Annotated in this window: 17 protein-coding genes; 9 read left to right on the forward strand and 8 right to left on the reverse strand. The window is 71.1% G+C overall.

The annotated features are described in order from the left end of the window. Positions 1-14 precede the first annotated feature (14 nt). Together AB0C35_RS32640 and AB0C35_RS32645 are read right to left on the reverse strand one after the other, a co-directional pair. Positions 15-395 carry a DoxX family protein gene (locus AB0C35_RS32640; RefSeq protein WP_358464461.1) on the reverse strand — a complete coding sequence of 127 codons (381 nt, stop codon included), beginning with the start codon at positions 393-395 and terminating at the stop codon, positions 15-17. A gap of 181 nt (positions 396-576) precedes the next feature. Beyond that, entirely contained in the window at positions 577-1,173 is a 597-nt protein-coding gene (locus AB0C35_RS32645; protein WP_358464463.1) for a TetR/AcrR family transcriptional regulator, read from the reverse strand. Between the two features lie 163 nt (positions 1,174-1,336). On the opposite strand from AB0C35_RS32645, the gene AB0C35_RS32650 reads away from it, so the two are divergent. Further along, positions 1,337-2,227 (forward strand): NAD(P)-dependent oxidoreductase, encoded by an 891-nt coding sequence (locus AB0C35_RS32650; protein WP_358464683.1) that lies wholly within the window; start codon positions 1,337-1,339, stop codon positions 2,225-2,227. Positions 2,228-2,254: 27 nt separating this feature from the next. Here AB0C35_RS32650 and AB0C35_RS32655 read toward each other — a convergent pair whose 3' ends face one another. The 4 genes from AB0C35_RS32655 to AB0C35_RS32670 all read right to left on the reverse strand — a co-directional run bounded on the left by AB0C35_RS32655 (position 2,255) and on the right by AB0C35_RS32670 (position 5,842). Then, a complete protein-coding gene (locus tag AB0C35_RS32655) occupies positions 2,255-2,641 on the reverse strand; it encodes an ankyrin repeat domain-containing protein (protein WP_358464465.1) in 387 nt (128 codons plus the stop codon). A gap of 74 nt (positions 2,642-2,715) precedes the next feature. Beyond that, a complete protein-coding gene (locus AB0C35_RS32660) occupies positions 2,716-4,179 on the reverse strand; it encodes a catalase (RefSeq protein WP_358464467.1) in 1,464 nt (487 codons plus the stop codon). Positions 4,180-4,210: 31 nt separating this feature from the next. Next, positions 4,211-4,636, reverse strand: coding sequence for a Fur family transcriptional regulator (locus AB0C35_RS32665; RefSeq protein WP_358464468.1), 426 nt, complete (start codon positions 4,634-4,636; stop codon positions 4,211-4,213). 60 nt (positions 4,637-4,696) lie between these two features. After that, the gene (locus AB0C35_RS32670) at positions 4,697-5,842 is read right to left on the reverse strand and encodes a thiolase family protein (RefSeq protein WP_358464470.1); all 1,146 of its coding nucleotides are present in this window, start codon (positions 5,840-5,842) and stop codon (positions 4,697-4,699) included. Positions 5,843-6,199: 357 nt separating this feature from the next. On the opposite strand from AB0C35_RS32670, the gene AB0C35_RS32675 reads away from it, so the two are divergent. Continuing rightward, complete coding sequence (locus AB0C35_RS32675) at positions 6,200-7,678, forward strand: FCD domain-containing protein (protein WP_358464472.1); 1,479 nt, start codon at positions 6,200-6,202, stop codon at positions 7,676-7,678. A 15-nt stretch (positions 7,679-7,693) separates the two neighbouring features. On the opposite strand, the gene AB0C35_RS32680 is transcribed toward AB0C35_RS32675, so the two are convergent. Continuing rightward, positions 7,694-8,335: an enoyl-CoA hydratase-related protein gene (locus AB0C35_RS32680; RefSeq protein ID WP_358464475.1), complete on the reverse strand. Its 642-nt coding sequence runs from the start codon at positions 8,333-8,335 to the stop codon at positions 7,694-7,696. Beyond that, the gene (locus tag AB0C35_RS32685) at positions 8,335-9,474 is read right to left on the reverse strand and encodes an acyl-CoA dehydrogenase family protein (protein WP_358464478.1); all 1,140 of its coding nucleotides are present in this window, start codon (positions 9,472-9,474) and stop codon (positions 8,335-8,337) included. The genes AB0C35_RS32680 and AB0C35_RS32685 overlap by 1 nt, the downstream gene beginning before the upstream one ends. A gap of 474 nt (positions 9,475-9,948) precedes the next feature. Here AB0C35_RS32685 and AB0C35_RS32690 point away from each other — a divergent pair, with 474 nt between their 5' ends. The 7 genes from AB0C35_RS32690 to AB0C35_RS32720 all read left to right on the forward strand — a co-directional run bounded on the left by AB0C35_RS32690 (position 9,949) and on the right by AB0C35_RS32720 (position 17,180). Further along, positions 9,949-11,106, forward strand: coding sequence for an ABC transporter substrate-binding protein (locus AB0C35_RS32690; RefSeq protein WP_358464481.1), 1,158 nt, complete (start codon positions 9,949-9,951; stop codon positions 11,104-11,106). A gap of 75 nt (positions 11,107-11,181) precedes the next feature. Further along, the gene (locus AB0C35_RS32695) at positions 11,182-12,051 is read left to right on the forward strand and encodes a branched-chain amino acid ABC transporter permease (RefSeq protein WP_358464484.1); all 870 of its coding nucleotides are present in this window, start codon (positions 11,182-11,184) and stop codon (positions 12,049-12,051) included. Beyond that, positions 12,044-13,054: a branched-chain amino acid ABC transporter permease gene (locus AB0C35_RS32700; protein WP_358464487.1), complete on the forward strand. Its 1,011-nt coding sequence runs from the start codon at positions 12,044-12,046 to the stop codon at positions 13,052-13,054. The genes AB0C35_RS32695 and AB0C35_RS32700 overlap by 8 nt, the downstream gene beginning before the upstream one ends. After that, the gene (locus AB0C35_RS32705; protein WP_358464490.1) at positions 13,051-13,824 is read left to right on the forward strand and encodes an ABC transporter ATP-binding protein; all 774 of its coding nucleotides are present in this window, start codon (positions 13,051-13,053) and stop codon (positions 13,822-13,824) included. Before AB0C35_RS32700 ends, AB0C35_RS32705 begins: the two co-directional genes overlap by 4 nt. Then, a complete protein-coding gene (locus AB0C35_RS32710; protein ID WP_358464493.1) occupies positions 13,824-14,558 on the forward strand; it encodes an ABC transporter ATP-binding protein in 735 nt (244 codons plus the stop codon). The genes AB0C35_RS32705 and AB0C35_RS32710 overlap by 1 nt, the downstream gene beginning before the upstream one ends. After that, positions 14,558-16,018: an amidase gene (locus AB0C35_RS32715; protein WP_358464496.1), complete on the forward strand. Its 1,461-nt coding sequence runs from the start codon at positions 14,558-14,560 to the stop codon at positions 16,016-16,018. Before AB0C35_RS32710 ends, AB0C35_RS32715 begins: the two co-directional genes overlap by 1 nt. Then, a complete protein-coding gene (locus AB0C35_RS32720; protein WP_358464499.1) occupies positions 16,008-17,180 on the forward strand; it encodes an acyl-CoA dehydrogenase family protein in 1,173 nt (390 codons plus the stop codon). The genes AB0C35_RS32715 and AB0C35_RS32720 overlap by 11 nt, the downstream gene beginning before the upstream one ends. Positions 17,181-17,189: the final 9 nt, after the last annotated feature.

Raw genomic sequence — 17,189 nt, forward strand, 5'->3', positions numbered from 1 at the left:
GGGCAGTGGGGGCGTCAGTTGAAGGTCTCGGGGACGAGGCGGCCCCACGTGATGAAGGCCGCGAGTGCTAGGTAGGCCGAGTTCAGCATCACTAGGTTGAACTGCCCGAGGCGGCCATGGGTGATCATCGCGCCGATCATGAGCAAGATCCAGCAGGCGGCGGTCACCGGCACCATGACCGGGACGACGTCGAGCGCTGCGGGCAGGATCAGGCCGGCCGCGGCCAGGAGTTCCAGGATTCCCAAGGTCTTGACGAAGCCGGCGCCGACGTGTGCCGTCCACTCGCCGCCGTGGTGCGCGGCCAATTTCTCCTTGCCGACAAAGGTTTTGGTGATGCCGCCGACCAGTGCGACCACGGCCAGCAGTCCGGCGGATATCCACAGAGCGAGGTGCACGACGTTCTCCTTGCCTTGGACAAGTGACTGTTCGCGCATGGGACGCCGCCGACCCGATTCCTGTGACAGCGCAGGTCAAGTGACGTTGGCCACCGATCGTGGGGTCGCGGACGGGACGGCGGCGCTCCGGGCCCCGGACACGGTGTGGCTGTCGGGTGAGTCGGCGTGTGCCGCGTTTCCGTCAGGCTTCTTGGGTTGCGCAGGAGTCCAGGTAGGGGGCCAGTTCTCGGGCCACCGTGGTGAGGGGGCGGACGTTCTGTTCGGCTCGTGACATGAGGATCGCGCCCTCCAGGGAGCTGATCATCAGTGTCGCAAGGGCGTCGGCCTTGCGGGGCGGGACGCCCATCGCGGTCAGTTCGCGGGCGATCGGGCGGCGCCAGCAGGCGAAGGCGGCGGCGGACGCGGCTCGGGTGGATTCGACGGTGTCGGCGCAGTCGACCGTGGCGGCGGCGACCGGGCAGCCCTTGAGGTCGCCGGTCGCCTTGAACTCGTCGGTCCACTGGCGGACCATCGCCGCGAACAGCTTGCCGGGAGTGGGGCGCGACATCGTGGAGAGGAATCGGGCGATGCGGTCGGCGGCGTAGCGGCCCGCCCATTCCACGGCCTCGTTGACCAGCTGTTCCTTGCCGCCGGGGAAGTAGTGCTGCAGGGAGCCGCGCGGCGCCTCCGCGTCGGAGACGACCTCGCGCAGGCCCGTCGCCGTGACGCCGTCGCGGCGGATGAGCTGGGCCGCGCTGAAGACCATCCGCTCGCGGGGCCCTCGCTCGGACGTCGTCATGCCGACCTCTCCGTGCCGTTCAGAGGTTCTTGGGATATTGCCCTTCCCACCTGGACCATTATCATGACCGTTGTCATAATCGGCAAGCTCGATGCCCTCCCCGCGCTCCGCCGCCACCCCTTGGCGGAGTGCGGCCCGACTCACCACCCAGAGCGTGGAGGCGATGGTGCACATGAACGTTGGTTTCGTCGGCCTCGGCGTCATGGGACTGCCCATGGCGCTCAACCTCGTCCGGGCCGGGACGAAGCTCGTCGTCTGGAATCGCACGGTGGAGAAGAGCGAAGTGCTGCGTGCGGCGGGGGCGGCGGTGGCCGGCAGTCCCGACGAGGTGTGCCGGCGGGCGGACGTGGTGTTCCTCATGCTGGCCGACGGCCCCGCCATCGACTCCGTGCTGGGACGCGGCACATTCCGTTTCGCGGCGAATGTCCACCGGCGCGTGATCGTCCATATGGGGACGACGTCGCCGGGCTATTCGCAGGGTCTCGAAGCGGAGATCCGGGCGGCGGGGGGCCGGTATGTCGAGGGTCCGGTGTCCGGCTCGCGGGGGCCCGCCGAGAGCGGTGAGCTGATCGGGTTGCTGGCCGGCGAGGGCGCGGACGTGGAGTTCGTCCGGCCGCTGGTCCGGCTGATGTGCCGGCGGACGTTCGCGTGCGGGCCGGTCCCGCGGGCGCTGGTGACGAAGCTGGCGGTCAACATCTTCCTGATCACCATGGTCACCGGGCTGGCGGAGGCGTTCCATTTCGCCGACCGGCACGGGCTGAACCGGCGGCAGGTCATGGAGGTGCTCGACGCCGGTCCGATGGCCAGCACCGTGTCGCGGGCGAAGGCCGGGAAGCTCGTCGCGCGGGACTTCTCCGTCCAGGCGTCGATCCTCAACGTCCTGGACAACAACCGCCTGATCGCGGAGGCCGCCCGGGACTCCGCGGTCGCCTCACCGCTGCTGGACGTCTGCCACGCGCTCTACGGCGAAACGGTGGCGCTCGGGCACGGCCAGTCCGACATGGCGGCGGTGGTCCACGCGATCGAGAACCGGACGGGTGACGGCCGCGGGTGAGGGCTGAACTTCCTCTGCCGGAGGACGTCAGTCGGTCAGCAGGTGCTGCCGGCCGAACATGGCGGCGGTGTCCCGTGCGCTCGGGGTGCCCGCGTCGAGGTCCGCGCCGGCCTCGCGGAGGAGGGCCACGACGTCGTCGGCGCCCTTGAACATGGCACCGGCGATGGGGGACTGGTCGCGCGCGTTGCGCAGATCCGGGTTCGCGCCGCGGTCGAGGAGGGCGCGCACCGTCTCGGCGTGCCCGTGGTAGGCGGCGAGCATGAGCAGGGTGTTCGCGTTCGGGTCGGCCACGTCGACCGGGAGGCCGTGGTCGACGAACTCGGCCAGTTGCTCGGTGTCGCCTTCCCGGGCGAGGTCCATGGCGATCTCCATTATGCGCTCGGTCTGCTCGGGCGTCAGTCTGGCGTCGCTCATGAGTAACTCTTCCTGATCGCGTGAACCCCGCCCCCGGCGTGACCGTGCGTCACGCCGGGGGCGGGGTACGGGGCTCAGAGGTTGCCGGCCGCCAGCGCCTCGATCGCCTTGCGGACGCCCTCGCCGTAGGCGGGGTCGGCCTGGGTGCAGTTGGCGATGTGCCGCTCGACGGTCGCCTGCGAAGCGCCGTCGATCGCGCGGGCGGTGTTCTCGAAGAGCACCTGCTGCTGCTCGGGGCTCATGTTGCGGAACAGGATGCCGGGCTGCTCGAAGTAGTTGTCGTCGTCCTCGCGGAAGTTGAACCGGTCGGCGACGGCGCCCACGGCCTGGCTCGGCTCGCGGTAGGAGGGCTGCTCCTGCCAGCGGCCGTAGGAGTTCGGCTCGATGCCCGGGGTGGCGCCCTGGTTGCCGTCGACGCGCATGGCGCCGTCGCGGTGGTAGGAGTTCACCGGGTTCTTCGGCGCGTTGACCGGGATCTGGTGGTGGTTCACGCCGAGGCGGTACCGCTGGGCGTCACCGTAGGAGAACAGCCGGCCCTGCAGCATCTTGTCGGGCGAGAAACCGATGCCCGGAACCACGTTGGCGGGGGTGAAGGCGGCCTGCTCCACGTCCGCGAAGTAGTTGTCGGGGTTGCGGTTCAGCTCCCACTCGCCGACCTCGATCAGCGGGTAGTCCTTCTTCGACCAGACCTTGGTGAGGTCGAAGGGGTGGTACCGGTAGGTCTCGGCGTCGGCCTCCGGCATGATCTGGACGCACAGCTTCCACTTCGGGAAGTCGCCGTTCTCGATCGACTCGAAGAGGTCGCGCTGGTGGGACTCGCGGTCCTTGCCGATCAGCGCCTCGGCCTCGGCGTCGGTGAGGTTCTTGATGCCCTGCTGGGTGCGGTGGTGGAACTTCACCCAGAACCGCTCGCCCTCGGCGTTGACGAAGCTGTAGGTGTGCGAGCCGAAGCCGTGCATGTGGCGGAGCGACGCGGGGATGCCGCGGTCCGACATGACGATCGTGACCTGGTGCAGCGCCTCGGGGAGGTTCGTCCAGAAGTCCCAGTTGTTCTCGGCGTCGCGCATGTTGGTGCGCGGGTCGCGCTTCACGGCGTGGTTGAGGTCGGGGAACTTCAGCGGGTCGCGGAAGAAGAACACCGGGGTGTTGTTGCCGACGAGGTCCCAGTTGCCCTCGTCGGTGTAGAACTTCAGCGCGAAGCCGCGGATGTCGCGCTCGGCGTCGGCCGCGCCGCGCTCGCCGGCGACGGTGGAGAAGCGGGCGAACATCTCGGTCTTCTTGCCGACCTCGGAGAAGATCTTCGCGGTCGTGTACTGGGTAATGTCGTTGGTCACCGTGAACGTGCCGAACGCGCCCGAGCCCTTGGCGTGCATCCGCCGCTCGGGGATGACCTCGCGGTCGAAGTGCGCGAGCTTCTCCAGGAACCACACGTCCTGCAGGAGCATCGGGCCGCGGGGACCGGCGGTCACCGAGTTCTGGTTGTCGGGGACCGGTGCGCCGGCGACCGTGGTCAGTGGCTTCTGGTTGTTCTCAGGCAAAGCTCGCTCCTTGGTGAGTTGCTCGTCGGGCTCATTCGTCGCGTGCCAGGCAGTCGGGACAGGTCCCCCAGTAGGTCACCTCGGCCTCGTCGAGAACGAATCCGCGCGGGTCTTCGGCGTCGAGGCAGGGCGCCTCGCCCACCGCGCACTTGACGTCCGCGATGGCGCCGCAGGTGCGGCACACAAGGTGGTGGTGGTTGTCACCGACACGGGTCTCGAACCGGGCGGGCGAGCCGGCCGGTTCGATGCGGCGGACCAGGCCCGCGTCGGTGAGCGCGTGCAGGACGCCGTACACCGCCTGTGTGGACACCGAACCGAGTTCGCGGCGGACGGCCGTCGCGATGGTGTCGGTGTCCGCGTGGGGGTTCTCCGCGACCATCGTCAGCACGGCTACCCTCGGACGGGTCACCCTGAGTGAGGCTCCCCGCAGGAGGGCTGTGGCGTCGATGGTCGGCATGACCCAGACCATAGCGGCTTTTCTGGAATCATTCAATTAAACGAGTGGTACGTCCAACCGTCAGCTCAGCAGTTCGATGATGGTGGCGTTCGCCGTGCCGCCGCCCTCGCACATCGTCTGCAGCCCGTAGCGGAGGTTCCGGCGCCGCATCTGGGCGAGCATCCGCGTCATGAGGATGGCGCCGGACGCGCCGAGCGGGTGGCCGACCGCGATGGCGCCGCCGAGGGGGTTGAGCCGCTCGGGGTCGGCGCCGGTCTCGGCGAGCCAGGCGAGCGGCACCGGCGCGAACGCCTCGTTGACCTCGAAGACGCCGATGTCGCCGACCGACAGCCCGGTCCGGCGCAGCACCTTCTCCGTCGCCGGGATCGGCCCGGTGAGCATCACGACGGGGTCGGCGCCGCTCACCGCCCCCGCGTGGTAGCGCGCGATCGGGGTCAGCCCCAGCTCCCGGGCCCGTTCCGGGGTGGTGATGAGCAGCGCCGCCGCGCCGTCGGAGATCTGCGAGGCGTTGCCGGCGTGGATCACGCCGTCGGGCTTGAAGGGCGTCTTGAGGCCGGCCAGGGTCTCGGGCGTCGTCTGCCTCCGCAGCCCCTCGTCCGCGGTGAACTTCTCGCCGCCGACGTCGACGGGCACGATGTGGTCGTCGAAGACGCCCTCGTCGATCGCCGCGGCGGCCTTGGCGTGCGAGTCGGAGGCGAACGCGTCGAGCCGCCCCCGGTCGAACCCCCACCGCTCCGCGATCAGCTCGGCGCCGACGCCCTGGTTGAACTCGAAGCCGTCGTAGCGCTCCAGGACCGCCGGGCCGTAAGGCTGCCCGGTGCCCCGCGCCGAGCCGAGCGGCACGCGGCTCATGGTCTCCACGCCACCGGCGACGACCAGGTCGTACTGCCCGGCCATGACGGCGTGCGCGGCGGAGTCCACGGCCTGCTGGCTTGACCCGCACGCCCGGTTGATCGTCACCCCCGGGACGTGCTCGGGCCATCCGGCGGCGAGCACCGCGAACCTGCCGATGTTGCTCGACTGGTCGCCGAGCTGGGTCACGCAGCCCCAGACGACGTCGTCCACGGTGGCGGGATCGACTCCGGTGCGCTGGACGAGCGCGTCGAGCACCCGCGCGGACAGGTCGGCCGCGTGCACCCCGGCCAGTGATCCGTTCCGTTTACCGATGGGGGTGCGCACTGCATCGACGATGACGGCGTCTCTCACGGGCGTGTCCTCTCACTCAGTCCGCAGGTCCACCCAGGTGGCGGCCCGCCTTGACGATTGTCATCCCGTCGCCGGCGGGCACTTCGAGCCGGGGGTCCCGCACGGCCCGACCGCCCGGGCCGCCCCGGCCGTCGGTGCGTTCTCGACTTCAGGACGATTAATAGTGATGATCTGAATCTCACCGCGGGGCCGACATCGGATGGCCAGGGGGTCAGTGTACAGGGCAGATCACCGCGAACCCCTAATGCGTATACTCTTTTGGCTGTCGGACGATGCGGTAGGGCCCGATGCAATCGCCTCTCTCGTTGGGAGAGGTACTTCGGCGCGGGTGTATGGCGAACTCAAGGAGGCTGGCGCATGGCGATGGCCACGGGGCTCGAGTCCGCCGGCGACGAGATGGGTGCGGAACGGCAGGACGCGCCGGTCGGCAAGCTCGCCACCAAGGTCGCGCGCAACATCGAGACCGAGGTGATGCGGCTCGGCTGGCCGGTGGGGCGCTCCCTGGGCTCGGAGGCCGACCTCCGCGAACGCTTCGGGGTGAGCCGCTCGGTCCTGCGCGAGGCCGTCCGGCTCGTCGAGCACCACCAGGTCGCCCGGATGCGCCGCGGGCCCAACGGGGGACTGTTCGTCTGCGCCCCCGACGCCGGACCGGCCACCCGCGCGCTGGTGATCTACCTGGAGTACATCGGAACCGGCGTCGACGACCTGCTCCAGGCCCGGCTCCTCCTCGAACCCATGGCCGCCGGGCTCGCCGCCGAGCGCCTCACCGAGGACGGCATCGCCACCCTGCGCGCGATCTTGCAGGCCGAGGCCGACCACCAGGACGAGCGCGGCATCTCCCTGCAGGATCCTTTTCACCCGGAACTGGGGCGGCTCTCCGGCAACCCCGTCCTGCACCTGTTCATCGACGTGCTCACCCGGCTCACCGCCCGGTACGCGCGCACGTCCCGCCGGATCCCCAAGGCGCAGGTCCAGACCGCGAAGCAGGCCTCCCACCAGGCCCACCGCGCCACCGTCGACGCCGTCATCGCCGGGGACGGCGCCCGCGCCCAGACCAACCTCACCGCCCACCTCGAGGCGATCGCCGCCTGGATCCGGGAGCACCGGGTCCGCCAGGCCGCGCACATCAGCGGCAGCGTGATCGAACCCGAGCAGGTCGAAGGCCCCCGGGCCAAACTCGCCGAGGTCGTCGCCGCCCGGATCCACGACGACATCTCCGCCCGCGGCCGGCAGGTCGGGTCGGTCCTCGGCTCGGAGACCGCCCTCATCGCGCGCTACCGGATCAGCCGGGCCGCGCTGCGCGAAGCCGTCCGGATCCTGGAGTACCACTCCGTCGCCCGCATGCGCCGCGGACCCGGCGGCGGGCTCATCGTCACCGAACCCGAGCCGCAGGCCAGCATCGACACCATGGCCCTGTTCCTGAAGTACCAGGACGTCACGGCCGAAGATTTCCATCTCGCGCGCAACGCCATCGAGCTGGGCATCGTCAACGAGGTCGTCCAGCGGCAGCCGGGGGACGACGTCGCCGAACGTCTCAACGCCGTCATCCAGTTGCCCGCCGAAGGCCCCCGCATGGGTCTGGCGGACGAATTCCACAAGGAACTCGCCGCCATCGCCGGCAACCCCATCCTCGCCCTGTTCCTCAACATCAGCACCGAGCTCTTCCGCCGCCACGCCACGGCGCAGAACCTCACGTTCCCCCAGGACCCCGCTGCTTTGACCGAGGTCCAGAACGTCCATCAGCGGATCCTGGACGCGGTCCTCAGCGGTGACGCAGAGTTGGCCCAGCACCGCATGCGCCGTCACCTCCAGGCACTCACCCACTGGTGGCACTGAGGTGCGCCGGCCTGGTCAGGAGTTGCGGGCTTGGAAGGCCGTCACTTCGGCTTCGTAGGCGGTGGCGGCCTGTTCCCGTTCTCCCCAGCTCCGGCGGGCCAGCGCGACCAGACCGGGGGGTTTACTCAGGACGGTCTCGGCCGCGTTCGCCGCGACCGCGGGGAGGTCGTCCGGGGGGCAGATGACGGCGGTGCCCAGAAGCGCGGCGGGGATTCGCTCGGAGGTCAGGAGGGCGCGGCTCGCCAGCGCGGGTGGGAGGAGTCGGCTGAGGATGGCATGGCCCACGGTCACGCCGACGTCGAGTTCGGGGAGTTTCAGCCAGGCGTCCGATGCGATGACCGGGATGTCGGCGGCGGCGAGGAGGAGGGCTCCGGCGCCGATCGCCGGGCCCTGCGCCGCCACGACCACGGGGGCCGGGCAGCGCAGGACGGCGGTCAGGGCGGCGGCGCCGGTGGTGAGGCTTTCGCCGTCGGCGGGTTCGCCGCGGTCGTGTCCAGCGCTGAAGACGTGGCCGGTCGCGTCGATCAGGAGGCACTCGTCCGGCCCCATGGCGGCGCAGACGGCGGTGAGGCGCCGGTAGGTCGCCGAGTCGAGGGCGTTGACCGGTGGGCGCGACAGGGTCGCCCTGACCAGCGCGCCCTCGCGTTGGACACGCATCAGTAGGACCTGGGCAGGGACAGGCGCTTGTGCGCGACGTGGTTCAGCAGCATTTCGGAGCTGACCGGCGCGATCCGGAAGAGGCGGACGAGGCCGTGGAGGGTGGCGAGGCCGTATTCGCGGGACATGCCGTTGCCGCCGAGGGTCTGCATGGCGGCGTCGAGCGCCGAGGAGGCGGCTTCGGAGGCGGTGAGCTTCGCCATGGCCGCTTCCACGCCGCCGGGTTCGCCGCGGTCGAACGCGCGGGCGGCGGAGGCGGTGAGGAGGCGGGAGGCCGCCAGGGCCGTCTCGGCTCGGGCCAGAGGGTGGGAGACGGCCTGGTGCGCGCCGATCGGAACGTTCCAGACGATGCGTTCGCGGGCGTAGGCGGCGGCGATGTCGATCGCGTACCTGGCGATGCCGTTCAGCAGGGCCGCGCTGATGATGCGTTCGGGATTGAGGCCCGCGTACAGGACGGCCATTCCGGCGTCGGCGCCGACTACCGCGGAGTCGTCCAGGCGGACATCGTCGTAGAAGACGCTGTACTGACGCTCGGGAGACAGGATCTCGACCTCGATGGGGCTCTTGGTGAGGCCGGGGGCGTCGGTGGGGACGATGAAGACCTTCAGTTCGTCATCGGCGCGGGCGACGGTGAGGAGTGCGTCGGCGTTGTCGACGTGGGAGACGTAGTACTTCTGGCCTGACAGGACCCACGTGTCGCCGTCCCGGCGGGCGCGCATGCGGATGTTGTGGGTGTTGGATCCCGCGTCGGGTTCGGTGATGGCGAAGCCGAGTATCCGGGAGCCGTCGGCCAGGCCCGGCAGCCATTCGGCCTTCTGGGCGGGGGAGCCGAAGCCGTCGAGCATGGTGGCGCAGACGGCGGGTGAGAGTGCGATGAGCATGAGCGGGACGCCGGCTTCGGCGACCGCCTCGGCCGCGACGGCGAGGGCCTCGACGCCCGCGCCGGCTCCGCCGTGCTCCTCGGAGATGCCGGCTCCGAGGGCGCCGATCCCGCCCAGGGCACGCCACAGCTCGCGCGCGTTGTCCCCGGTGGCGGACGAGCGCACGTAGTACTCGTGCCCGAAATCGCGGCAGGTCCGCAGGACGGTTTCGCGCAGCTCGTCCAGCTCCGCCGACGGGGTCTCGGGTGTCGGGCGCACACTGGCCTCCCTGTTGGTAAGTCTGACCTGTTCGACAGCCCCGCCCGATTTGGGCTTTCATAGGGCATCATGGTGCATGAGTGTAAAAGACTGAGGTTTACACTCTAGGAGACGGCGGGGCTCGGGTCGAGCCCACCGGACGCACCGGCCGGGCCAACCCGGCCCGGTGCGGCGGACCCGGCGGATGAGCATCTCCCGCGACCCGGCGAGATGCCCTCCGTACAGGGGTTTCCCCGGCGTGAACCACACGCCGTGATCCCTGTGCCGCAAGCGGAAGGGGGCGTCGCGACACCTGCGCGGCGACCCTCCGCGAGGCGGTCCGAACGATCTTCCTCGGGGGCGGACCAGCGAGAACGCCACCGGCCGGGACTTGTCCTCACCCGACTACATCCTGCAAACTCTGACGTATTCACTCCCCGGGTTTCGAGGGGGTGCCTTGCATCGCCCGACCAAGGCGATCAATGAGGAGACACCATGAGAGCAGCCATGCGTGGCCACGCGGTCATCGCGGTCCTCACCGCTTTGGCCGTGTCCGTGACGGCCTGCGGGTCGTCCGGTTCGGATACATCTGATGCATCCGGCGACACCTACACCATCGGCGTCCTGAACTCGACCACCGGCGCCCTCGGCGCGGTCGGGCAGCAGGAGGCCCGGGGAATGCAGCTGGCCGTCGAGGAGATCAACGCGGCCGGCGGCGTCAAGGGCCGCAAGCTCAAGCTGGAGGAGGTGGACGACCAGGGCTCGGTGAACCTGACCACCGCCGGGTTCAAGAAGCTCGCCACCGACACCAAGGTGCCCATCGTGATCGGGCCCGGCATCTCCGCGAACGCCAAGGCCGTGGCCCCGCTCGCCGACCAGTACGGCGTCACGCAGATCCTGCTGGTCGCGCAGCCCGAGGTCGCCAACGGCACCAAGCACGTCTTCGAGGTGCCGCTGCCGGGCAAGGCCAACTCCGAGGCCATGGTCGAGTACGCCAAGTCCAAGGACGCCAAGACCGCGGCGATCATCTACGCGAACAACCCGTACGGGCAGGCCGGCAACACCGACATCTCGAACGCCGCCAAGGCGGGCGGGATCTCCATCGTCAACTCCGAGGGCTTCGACCCCGGCAAGTTCGACTTCACCGCGCAGGCGGGCAAGGCGGCCGCCAAGAACCCGGACGCGATCTTCCTGTACGGCGCCGGCGGCTCCAGCGACGCGCTCCTGCTGAAGAACGTGGGCGCGACGGGCTTCGACGGCGAGATCATCGGCGACCTGGCCTACTCCGCCGACTTCGTGCCGAAGACCGCGGGCCCCGCGGCCAACAAGATCGTCTCGCTGACGGCGGTCAACTACGGGGACCCCGACCCGGAGACCAAGAAGTTCCTCGACGCGTACAAGGCGAAGTTCGGCCATGACGCGACGGTGCTGGGCGCGTACGCGTACGTGGCCGTGAAGCTCGCCGCCGCGGCCATCGAGAAGGCCGGCGCCTACAAGGGCGAGGACATCTCCAAGGCGATCGAGTCGCTCAACTACGAAAGCATCGTCGGCAAGCTCGCCTACACCTCCGAGTGGCGCGGCGGACCCAACGCCGACGCGTTCAAGCCGGTCACCTTCAAGGACGGCCAGTACGCGATCCCGGGACAGGACTGATCTCGTCAAGCAGCAGATGACGGCGGCCGGGCCGGGCACCGGCCCGGCCGCCGTCCTCCCAGAAGGAACCCGCACGTGCGCATCATCGACCTTCTAGTCTCCGGTCTGACGCTCGGCGCCATCTACGCCCTCGTCGCGCTGGGCTTCCACCTCGTCTTCAAGATGACGGGGGTCATCGACTTCGCCCAGGGCGACAAGGTGATCATCGGCGGCCTGATCGGCCTCACCCTGGTCAACCAGGGGCTGTCCACGATCCTGCTGGTCGCGCTGATCGTGCTGATCGCGGGGCTCCTTCTCGGCATCGCCTATGACGCGATCGTGATCCTGCCGACGCAGGGCAACGGCCCCATCGCCGCGATCGCGGCGACCGTCGGGATCATGCTGGTGTTCGCCAACGGCGGCCAGATCATCTGGGGCCCGGACGGCAAGCCGTTCCCGCCCGTGCGCGCCGGCGCGATCGAGATCGGCGAAATGCGGATCGGCTACCAGGACCTGCTGGTCTGGGCGGTGGTCGTCGCCGTCGGGATCGGGCTCGCGATGCTGCTGGGACGGTCCCGTACCGGCCGCGGCATGGTGGCCGCGGCGACCGACCCGCTCGCCGCCACGGCGGTCGGCATCAACGTCTCGCGGATGCGGGCCATCGCGTTCGCGCTGGCGTTCGGGCTGGCCGCGCTCGCCGGCGTGCTGGTCGCCCCGATCACCCTCGCGGGCGGCGCGCTCGGCACGGCGCTGACGCTGAAGGGCTTCACCGGGGCGGTGCTCGGCGGCCTCGCCAGCACGCGCGGCGTCCTGGTGGGCGCGGTGCTGCTCGGCGTGTTCGAGAGCGAGCTGGCGGCGGTGATCCCGAACAGCTACGTCGACCCGATCGTGCTGATCGCACTGATCATCATCCTGCTAGTGATGCCGAACGGCCTGTTCGGACTGAGGAGGCAGCGCCTTGCCTGACAGAGCATTCGCCCTCCGGGCCGGGCGGCACCTGGGTCCCACCCTCGCGGCGGCCGTCATCCTGATCGGCTTCGCCTTCGTGTTCCCGGGCGCGACCGACCTGGCCCTCGGCGTGAACATCGGCGTCGCGGCCATCGCGGCGGTCGGCCTGACCCTGGCCATCGGCGGCGCGGGGCAGCTCGCGCTCGGCCAGGCCGGGTTCATGGCCATCGGCGCCTACGGCACCGCCTACCTGATGCTCGACCGGGAGATCCCGTTCCTGCCCGCGCTCGTCCTCGGCGTCGTCCTGTCGCTGGTCATCGGTGTGCTGGTCGGCTATATCGCGCTGCGGCTGCGCGGCCACTACCTCGCGATGGCGACGCTCGCGGTCGGGACCGGCATCCACGCGTTCCTGATGCTGCCGGGCCCGCTCGGCGGCGCCAACGGGTACGCGCCGATCCCGTTCCCGGAGATCTTCGGGTACCGGCTGATCGACCCGCGCGACCAGTATCTGCTCGTCGCGGTCACGCTGGTCCTGGTGCTGCTCGGGTCGCGGTGGCTGCTGTCGGCCCGGATGGGCCGGGAACTGGCGGCGCTCCGGGACGACGAGGTCGCCGCCCGGTCGGTCGGGGTGAACATCACCGCCCGCAAGGTGCAGGTGTTCGCGATCTCCGCCGCGATCGGCGCGGTGGCGGGCGGCGTCAACGCCCCGCTGCAGACGGCCATCGACCCGTCGCTGTTCTCCACGGCGATCTCGATCCAGCTGTTCGTCATGGTGATCCTCGGCGGTCTCGGCAACATCTACGGCGCGGTGCTCGGCGCGGCGCTGGTCACCTGGCTGATCTCGGTGGTGCCCGGCGGCGGCTCGTGGGCGCTGACCGTGCTCGGAATCGTCGTCGTCGCGTTCATGGCGCTGGTGCCGGACGGGCTCGCGGGGCTGTTCAGGCTGGGCCGCGCGCTGCTGGCCCGGGTGTCACGGGGCGGGCCGGGAACGGGCACCACGGTCACGGAGGGATCGAAGTGAGGACACCGGGAACGGCCGAGGCGCGCGGCATCACGCGGCGCTTCGGCGGGCTGACGGCCGTCTCGGACGTGAGCTTCTCCGCCGCCAAGGGCGAGATCCACGGGATCATCGGCCCGAACGGCGCGGGCAAGACGACGCTGCTGAACGTCCTGAGCGGTCTGCAGCGCCCGTCGAGCGGGTCGGTGCTGATCGGCGGCGAGGACGTGACCCGCTGGCCGAGCCACCGGCTGGTGAAGCGGGCGCGGCTGGTGCGGACGTTCCAGACCGTCCGGTTGTTCTCCAGCATGTCGGTCCGGGAGAACATGGTGACCGCGGCGCGGACGACGACCGGCCCGGCGCAGGCCAGGGAGCGGGTCGAGACCGTTCTCGACCGGCTGTCGCTCGGCGGGCTCGCCGACGAGCCGGCCGCGGCGCTGTCGTACGGGCTGCAGCGCCGGGTCGAGCTGGCGCGGGTGATGGTGGCCGACCCGGCGGTCGTCCTGCTGGACGAGCCCGCCGCCGGCCTCAGCCCGCAGGAGCGCAACGACCTCGCGGACATGCTGCGGGAGATGCGCGACGCGGGCGTCACCGTGATCCTCGTCGAGCACCACATGGACCTCGTGCACGCCGTCTGCGAGTCCTGCACGGTGCTCGACTTCGGGAAGGTCATCGCGCGCGGCACGCCGGCGGAGGTCACCGAGGACCCGGCGGTCCTGGAGGCGTATCTGGGCGGCCGGCACCACCGGGCGTCCGAGGTCGAGGCCCCCGTTCCCACGGACGAGGAGGAGTGATGGCGCAGTCGCAGGAGCGTGACAGGCCGCTGCTGGAAGCGCGCGGCGTCGTCTACCGGTACGGGGCGATCAGCGCGCTGCGGGGCGTTGACCTGCATGTGGACCGGGGTGAGGCGGTCTGCGTTATCGGGCCGAACGGCGCGGGCAAGACGACCCTGGCGCGGATCGCGGGCGGTCTCTACCGTCCGGCCGAGGGCGAGCTGCTGGTGAACGGCGAGCCGATGTCCAAGCGCCCGCACGAGGCCGTCACGCGCGGCATCGGCAGCGTCTTGGAGGGACGGCACCTCTTCGTGGAGCAGACCGTCCGGACGAACCTGGAGCTCGGCTGCTACCACGGGAAGGTGCCGAAGGCGGTCGTCGGGGAGAGGCTGGAGAAGGTCATGGACCTGTTCCCCATTCTGCGCAAGCGCGCCGACCAGCAGACCTCGACGATGTCCGGCGGGGAGCAGCAGATGGTGGCGGTGGGCCGCGCGCTGATGGCCGAGCCGGAGATCCTGATCCTGGACGAGCCGTCCATGGGCCTGTCCCCCAAGATCACCGGTGAGGTGTTCGACGCGCTGGCGGCGCTGCGCGAGGGCGGGCTGTCGATCCTGCTCATCGAGCAGAACGCGCCGCTGGCCTTCGAGCTCGCCGACCGGGGCTACCTGCTGCGGCAGGGGGCGGTCGTGGTCGAGGGCAGCATCGAGGAACTGACCAACGACGACGTCGTCCGTTCCGCATATCTGGGGGCGTGATGGGTTCGGGGACGGGGGCTCCCCTCTCGGGCGGCCCCCTTCACGCCGATCTGGAGCGGCTCTACCGCATCCGGTTGGACGAGGCGGGCCTGCCGGGCGCGCTCTTCCAGGGCGACCCACCGGCCGACACCGCGTCGCCCGTCCCGGCCGGGCCGCCCAGCCACGAGTATGAGCCGGGCGATGCGGTCGAGCGGGCACTGGAGCGGATCGCCGCCACCGACGGCGAGATCCGCGCTTGGGCGCTCGTGGACGCCGAAGGCGCCCGCGCCCAGGCCGAACAGGGCGCCGGGCGCGGTCCGCTGCACGGCCTCCCGGTCGGGGTGAAGGATCTCATCGACGTGGCCGGGCTGCCGACCGGCGGCGGTTCCCGGCAGCTCTCCGGCCCCGGGCGGGAACGCGTCCCGGCGGCCGACGCGGGTTGCGTGACGCGGCTCCGGGAGGCGGGGGCCGTGATCGTCGGCAAGACGACCACGCACGAGTACGCGTTCGGCGGCACGACGCCGCCGACCCGCAACCCGCACGACACGGCGCGGATCCCGGGCGGTTCGTCCGGCGGGTCGGCGGCGGCCGTCGCCGCCGGGCACGTGCGGCTCGCCCTCGGCAGCGACACCGCGGGCTCGGTGCGGATCCCGTCCGCCTACTGCGGGACGGCCGGGTTCGTCCCGTCGCCGGGGCGGCTGCCGGGCGACGGCGTGCTGCCGCTCGCGTGGTCGCTGGACCGGGTCGGGCTGATCGCCGCGACGGCCGGGGACATCGCGGCGTCGGCGTCCGCCCTCGGGATCATCTCCCCGGCGGGCGGCGCGGCCCGTCCGGCCGGGTTCGAGGGCCTGCGGATCGGGGTGCCGGCGGGCACGCTGGACGAGCCCATCGACGCCGACGTCGGCGCGGCGGCCGAGGAGGCGTTCGCGACCGTCCGCGACATGGGCGGCGAGATCGTGGACGTCGAGATCCCGCACGGCTGGGCCGCCGCCGCCGCGGGCATGACGATCATCCTCGCGGAATGCCTGGACTACCACCGGGAGCGGCGCGGGGCCGGTGCGGAGGAGCTTTTCGGCGCGGACGTGCACGCCATGCTCGACCTCGCGGGCGAGGTTCCCGCCGGCGCGTACGTGCGGGCGCAGCGGGTGCGGAACGTGCTGCGCGGTGAGGCGCTCGCGGCGCTGTCCGGCGTCGACCTGCTCATGATGCCCACGATGCCGTGCGTCGCGCCCCGCGTGGACGCCGTCGCCGACGGGATGGTCCCGGTCGGTGGAACGGAGGTGACGATGGCCGCCGCGCACCTGCGGTACAACGTCCTGGCGAACCTGGCCGCGCTCCCCTGCGGGACGCAGCCGCTCGGCACCGACCGCGACGGGCTCCCGATCGGCCTGCAGTGGGTCGCCGCGCCCGGCCGCGACGCCACGCTGATCAGCGCCATGACGACCTTCGCGCCCCGCGCGCCCCGGGCCCATGGCCGCTAGCAACCGTGTCATCGACTCCCTCCGGCTCGATGACACGTTCCTGGACGAGGAGCACCGGGCCCTGCGGGACGTCCTGCGCCGGTTCGTGCGGGACTACGTCGTCCCGCGCGCACCCGCGTGGGAGTCGGAGCTGCGGGTCCCGGACGAGGCGTTCGCCGAGCTGGGCAGGCTGGGCTTCCTCGGCCTTTCGTTCCCCGCCGAGCACGGCGGGGGCGGCGCGGGGACGCGCGGCGCGGTCGTCCTGAACGAGGAACTCGGGCGTTCCACGTTCGGCGGCGTGGCCAGCTCGGTCACGGTGCACACCGACTTCTCCGCGCTTCACCTGTCCCGCGCGGGCGACGACGAGCAGCGGCGCCGGTTCCTCCCGGACGTCCTGTCCGGCCGGAAGATCAGCGCGCTCGCCGTGACCGAGCCGGACGCCAGCTCGGACCTGACCCGCCTCGCCGTCCGCGCACGCCGCGACGGGGACTCCTACGTCCTCGACGGCCGCAAGACGTTCATCACGAACGCGAACATCGCCGGCCTGTTCTTCGTCGTCGCCCGGACGGGCGAGCCTGGACGGCACGGGCTGTCGCTGTTCGTCGTGGAGCGCGGTACGCCCGGCCTGTCCAACGGGCGGACGTTCGAGAAGACGGGCTGGCGGTCGTCCGACACCGGTGAGCTGGTGTTCGACGGGTGCCGCGTGCCCGCGCGCAACCGCCTGGGCGAGGAGGGGGAGGGGTTCCGCTGGATGATGCGGGGCCTCGACCACGAGCGGATCGGCCTCGCCGCGCAGGCCGTCGGCCTGGGGGAGGCCGCGCTCGCGGAGACCGCCGCCTGGCTGCACGCCCGGCCCGCCTACGGCAGGACGCTCTGGGACCTGCAAGCGCTCCGGCACGAGATGGCCCGGTTCACCGCACGCCTCGCGTCCGCCAAGACGCTGCTCTACCACACGGCCGCGCTCGCGGACGCCGGTGAGGATCCGCGGACGCACGCGGCGGTGCTGAAGTCGTCGATTCCGGAGATCGTCAACGAGCTGGCGTACAAGTGCGTCCAGTTCAACGGCGGCAACGGGTTCGTCGCGGGGTCGGCGGTCGAGCGCATCGCCCGGGACGCCCGCTTCCTCGCCATCGGCGGCGGGTCGACCGAGGTCATGCTCGACGAGATAGCGCGCCTCCTGTGACTTCCTCAT

This window comes from Spirillospora sp. NPDC048819 (assembly GCF_040650055.1).
Classification (GTDB): Bacteria; Actinomycetota; Actinomycetes; order Streptosporangiales; family Streptosporangiaceae; genus Spirillospora.

Coding starts and splice junctions, on each gene's coding strand:
- AB0C35_RS32645 (WP_358464463.1), bottom strand. CDS start 1,173: ATGACGACGTCCGAGCGAGGGCCCCGCGAGCGGATGGTCTTCAGCGCG.
- AB0C35_RS32650 (WP_358464683.1), top strand. CDS start 1,337: ATGGTGCACATGAACGTTGGTTTCGTCGGCCTCGGCGTCATGGGACTG.
- AB0C35_RS32655 (WP_358464465.1), bottom strand. CDS start 2,641: ATGAGCGACGCCAGACTGACGCCCGAGCAGACCGAGCGCATAATGGAG.
- AB0C35_RS32665 (WP_358464468.1), bottom strand. CDS start 4,636: ATGCCGACCATCGACGCCACAGCCCTCCTGCGGGGAGCCTCACTCAGG.
- AB0C35_RS32675 (WP_358464472.1), top strand. CDS start 6,200: ATGGCGATGGCCACGGGGCTCGAGTCCGCCGGCGACGAGATGGGTGCG.
- AB0C35_RS32680 (WP_358464475.1), bottom strand. CDS start 8,335: ATGCGTGTCCAACGCGAGGGCGCGCTGGTCAGGGCGACCCTGTCGCGC.
- AB0C35_RS32690 (WP_358464481.1), top strand. CDS start 9,949: ATGAGAGCAGCCATGCGTGGCCACGCGGTCATCGCGGTCCTCACCGCT.
- AB0C35_RS32710 (WP_358464493.1), top strand. CDS start 13,824: ATGGCGCAGTCGCAGGAGCGTGACAGGCCGCTGCTGGAAGCGCGCGGC.
- AB0C35_RS32715 (WP_358464496.1), top strand. CDS start 14,558: ATGGGTTCGGGGACGGGGGCTCCCCTCTCGGGCGGCCCCCTTCACGCC.
- AB0C35_RS32720 (WP_358464499.1), top strand. CDS start 16,008: ATGGCCGCTAGCAACCGTGTCATCGACTCCCTCCGGCTCGATGACACG.